The sequence below is a fragment of the Plastoroseomonas hellenica genome, assembly GCF_018129085.1.
GTDB lineage: Bacteria > Pseudomonadota > Alphaproteobacteria > Acetobacterales > Acetobacteraceae > Plastoroseomonas > Plastoroseomonas hellenica.
Map to the genome: position 1 here is coordinate 1 of NZ_JAAGBB010000114.1, position 5104 is coordinate 5104.

The 5104-nt window shown below is 69.0% G+C and carries 1 protein-coding gene and 1 pseudogene; both read left to right on the forward strand.

The annotated features are described in order from the left end of the window. Nucleotides 1-230: pseudogene (locus GXW71_RS34095) on the forward strand (hypothetical protein); the annotation flags it as partial. 25 nt (nucleotides 231-255) lie between these two features. Then, nucleotides 256-5058 (forward strand): two-partner secretion domain-containing protein, encoded by a 4803-nt coding sequence (locus GXW71_RS34100; protein WP_367617424.1) that lies wholly within the window; start codon nucleotides 256-258, stop codon nucleotides 5056-5058. Nucleotides 5059-5104: the final 46 nt, after the last annotated feature.

Genomic DNA, 5104 nt, shown 5'->3' on the forward strand with positions numbered 1-5104 from the left:
TCGCCCCGGTGGCCTATGCCTTCTATGATTGGGGCCGCACCTACGAGAACCAGTCGATCGATCCCGACCGCCGCATCTCCTCCTACGGCATCGGGATCCGGGTACCGGTGAACGATTTCGCGGAATTCCAGTTGGAAGGCGTGCGCCGGGTGACCCGGCGCCCGAACGGCGCCGGGGCGCCGCCGCTGCATGCGGACGCGATCTATTGGCGCGTGCTGACCCGGTTCTGAGGAAGGGAAGAGAGCCATGGCCATGATGCCCCGCCGCCCCTTCCCCGCCCTCCGCGGGTTGCTGCTCTGCGGCACCGCCCTGGTTGCGGCTGCCCCCGCCCTCGCCCAGGCGCCGAATGCGCGGCCGCAGGGCGGCGTGGTCAGCGGAGGCAGCGCGACCATCGCCCAGGATGCCGCCCGCACCCAGGTCAACCAGGCGACCGACCGCGCGGTGATCGACTGGCGCGGCTTCGATGTCGGCCGCGACCATGCCGTGCGCTTCCAGCAGCCCAACAGCGGATCGATGACGCTGAACCGCGTCAACAGCGCCGACCCGTCCCGCATCGCCGGGCAGGTCACCGCCAATGGCGGCATCGCCATCGTCAACCAGTCCGGCGTCATCTTCGCCCCGGGTGCCCGCGTCGAGGCGCAGTCGGTCATCGTCTCCACCGCCGATATCGCCAACCAGCGCTTCATGGCCGGCGGCCGCATGGTCTTCGACCGGCCGGGCCGCGCCGATGCGCGCATCGTCAACGAAGGCACCATCACCGCCCGCGAGGCCGGCATCGCGGCCCTGGTGGCACCCCAGGTCGCCAATCGCGGCGTGATCAGCGCGCGCCTCGGCACCGTCGCGATCGCCGGCGCCGAGACGCATGTGATCGACCTCCATGGCGATGGGCTGATGTCGATCGAGATCACCAGCCCAGTGCGGCAGCGGCCGGCCGATGGCGGCGCGCTGGTGAGCAATGACGGCACCTTGCAGGCCGATGGCGGCCGGATCAGCCTGACCGCCGCCGCCGCCGATGGGATCGTGCAGAACCTGGTGCGCGCCGGCGGGCGGATCTCGGCCAACACCGACGCCGCGACCGGACGGCGGGGCGAGGTGGTGATCGCCGGCACCGGGGGTGCTGTGATCATCGAAGGCCAGGTGGACGCCCGCGGCCTCGCGGCCGGGCAGCGCGGCGGCACGATCGAGGTGGTGGCGGATCGCGTGCTGGCGGCAGCCGGCGCACGGATCGATGCCTCCGGCACCGCGGGCGGCGGCGAGATCGCCTTCGGGCAGACGCGGCAGGGATCGGCGACGCCCCGGCGGGCCGAGCGCACCGGCGTGGCGGCGGGGGCGGAGCTGCGCGCGGATGCGACGGTGCTCGGCCAGGGCGGGCGCATCGTGCTGCATTCGACGGAAGCGACGGCGATGGACGGCAGGCTCTCGGCGCGCGGCGGGCCACAGGGCGGCGATGGCGGCTTCATCGAAGTCTCGGGGGGTCACGGCTTGCGCGTGACGGGCTCCATGGATGCAGGCGCGCCGGCGGGCAATGCTGGCACGGTGCTCATTGACCCCGTGTCCCTCACAATCACCGATGCACCCGATCCCGATCCCGGAGACGACAACGCCTATATCACGCCCGGCAGCATCACCGGCACTTCCGGCGCGCTGATCCTCCAGGCCGACACACTCATCAACGTCAACGCGTTTATCAACAAGCCGACAGGCGACCTCACGCTGAACAGCGGGGGCGACATCAACGTTAATCAGGGGATCTTCACGAACAGTGGCGGCTCTCTCACGCTGCTGGCAGGCGGCAACATCACCCTCTTTCAGCAGCTCAGGGTGGATAACGCCCTCACCATGAACGCGGCCGGCAGTATCGTCACGAACACTGCCGCGATCGACGGCAACGCCATATCGATGGTGGCCGGCGGCAGCATCAGTGTCGGTGCGCGTGTGGTGGCGGCCGGTACGCTCACCATGAACGCCTCCGGTGACATCCTCATCACCAATCCCAGTGGAGGCACCTTCAGCTCATCAGGCCCCATGAGCCTCACGGCCGGTGGCAATCTGCAATCGATCCGCCAGATGCAGACCGCCGCGGGTGACATGACCCTCGGGGCGACGGCCGGCAATGTCGTGCTGAACGGCCAGACGGTCGCGGCCGGAGCCCTGGGCATCTCGGCGGGCGGCAACATCGCCATCAACGCCTCGGCCTTCGGCGACCAATTCCGTATCGTGGCGGGCGGCGACTTCTCCCTTCCCAACAACGCCAACGTGGCGGTGATCGCATCGGGCGCTGGAACAGCTCCGGGCGCAGTCACAGGCCTGCTCGCCGCCGGTGGCTCGATCCGGCTGGGCGTCCTTTCCGAGGTGCGTGGCAATGGCCTGCGCATCCTGGCGGCCTACGATCCGACAACGGATGGCGTGGATCTGACCCGTCCCGGCAGCCTCTCCATCGGTGGTCTTGTCAACGGCTATACGGGGGGAAATCTCTCAAATGGAGTCTGGACGAACCCTGTGCAGCTCGGTGCGGGCACAGGTGGCATCACGCAGAGCGGCTTTCCCACCCAGATCACGGCCGACACGCTGAACGTGGTCTCGGGAGGTGATGCGATCTTTGGATCCCCGCTGTTCATCAGGACCCTCGGCGCATCGAACGTCCGTGGTAATCTCAGCCTTACCCTCGACTACCTGCTCGTCAGCGGCAGCCCGGCCGTGCCTGCCAATGTCACGGGCGAGATACGGGTGGGCGGCATCTTCGATCTTCTCGAACGGACCAACGGCATTACCCAGGCCGCCGGCTCGTCCATCATTACGCCGCGGCTGAATGTCAGCACCGAAGGAACGGGCGCGAGCGTCGCTCTTCTGGGCAACAACCTCATCGATGAGCTCGGCCCAGTCTCCGCGAACGGCGACATCACGATCAGGAACGTGACCAACCTGACCGTCGCGGGCACAGTGACCGGCGGCGGTGTCGGGCTTGATACGGTCAGCATCGCCGTCGACGGGCCAGGCGCCTCCCTGATGGTGACCGGCGCGATCGCCGCCGGCAACGGCCTCTTTAGCCTGACGGCTGCCGGCGACGTGACGATCGCGACGGGCGCCAGCGTCACCAGCACCAATGCCGGCCAGACTGGCAGCGCAATCGGCGCCGGCGTCCAGGGCGGTTCGCCGATCCCAGGCTCCACCGCGACGCTGCGGCTGGCGGGCACGGTCGGCATGGCCGGCGGCCTGACCCTTGCCTCCGGCACCGGCGGCATCCAGCAGACGGGCGGCAGCGTCAGCGCCGGACGCCTGATCCTGCTGCCGGGCGGGGATGTGCGTCTGGATGGCGGCGTCAATGCGATTGCGACGCTGGCCGCCGTCGACGTGCCCGGCGCGCTGCGCATCGTGAACGGTGCGACCGATCTCACTATTGGCGAGGCGGTGACAGCCAACATCATCGAACTCACGACCCAGGGCACGCTCCTGGTGCAGCCTGGATCGACCTTCGCCGGCGGTTTCCTGGAAGCCGCGGAACGCATTTCGCTCCGCGCGAACGGGCTCGACCTGCCGCCGGCCAGCTTCCCACCGGGGCTCACAGTACGCGCGCCGGTTGTCGAGATCGCGCCTGCGGCGCCACGCCCAATGCAGGTTGCCCTGTCGGCGGCGGGAACCGCGATCCCCAACGCCCTCATGCTGGCCGATCTCGAGATCGGTCAGATCGGCGCCACCGACACGCTGCGCTTCGGTGCCACCAGCATCGGTGGGGCGATCACCGCCACCGCGACCCAGCTCGAGATCTCCGGCAACTTGGACTTCGCCGGCGGCCCGACACTCGAGGTCGGCCGGCTCGACCTGCGCAGCCTCGGCGACATCACGCAACTCAACGGCACGCTGCTCGGCGCCGATATCCTCGCCGGCCAGGCCGGTAGCGCCGTGACGCTGCCCAATGTCAGCCTCGGCTATCTCGACGATCTCTCCGCCGGCGGGGACATCGTCCTGAGTATCGGCAGCTTGCTCCGGTTGCGCGGCACGCTTTCGACACCGGGCACGGCAACCCTCAGCACCCCTAACGGCATCGAGGCGACAGGAGCTGGCCGCGCGTCGGTTGGTGAACTCCGCGTCAGCGCCGTCGAAGGCAGCGTGCTGCTGGCCGGGCAGAACGCCATTGGCCGCCTCGGCGAAAGCAGCATCTTCGGCGATCTCGTGCTGGTCAACACCGGCCCATCGCTGACGATCCCATCGGGCAGCTTGGTGGAGGTGGGCGGCATCGGCACGGTTACCGCGACCGCCGGCTCCATCACCGTGGACGGCACCATCCGCGCTTCGGAACTCTCGCTCTCGGCGCCGGCCGGCACCGTCGCGGTGAACGGCTTCTCCGCCATCGCCTTCGCGGGTGGCCTGGCGCTGTCCGGCCAGACCGTCACCGTAAACGGCCTGATCGCCGGCACCTCCGGTATCACCGTCGATGCCTCTCAGTCAGCCTCGCTCGCCGGCATCGCTCAGACGCCGAGCCTCTCGATCACGTCGCCCTCGATCAGCTTCGGCGGGCTCGATGCCTCGAGCAGCAGTGTAGCGCTGTTCCTCGGCGGCAGCGGCAGCGCGAGTGGCGCGCTTACCGCGGCGACGCTGCGGGTGACGGACGGGGCGAGCGCGGTGCTGACCGGCAGCATAACCGGAGACACGACCGGCACCGCTGCAGCGCTCGGCCGCCGCTTCGCCGGCGGGACGCAGCTCGGCGATCCGCCGCCCAATCAGTTCGATTATCTGTTCAATGACTGCCCCCTCGCCGCCAGCGTCTGCGCCAGGCCAGAGCCGCCGGTTCCGCCAATCCCTCCCACCGAACTGCCGGTCACTCCACCAATTGAGCTGCCTTTCACGCTGCCGAACGAAACCCCTTCCTCCTTTGACGTCCCCGCCTTCACCGTTGCCGACAACCCGCGCGGCCTGATGGGCGGTCTCATTCCTGCTGAGCAGCCCCCCAGCAATCCCCTGGTGCGGATCCCGGTGTTGCCTTTCGTCACCCAATCGGGGCGAGACACCTCGGAAGACCGCGAGCTGGCGCCACCCAATATCCGCGCGGAGGATTTCTGAGCATGCGCCGGTCCCTCGCTGCCCTCGCCTTGCTCTCGCTCCTCGG

What these genes read in the sequence shown, in the direction of transcription:
- GXW71_RS34100 (WP_367617424.1), top strand. Translation starts at nt 256, where the DNA reads ATGCCCCGCCGCCCCTTCCCCGCCCTCCGCGGGTTGCTGCTCTGCGGC.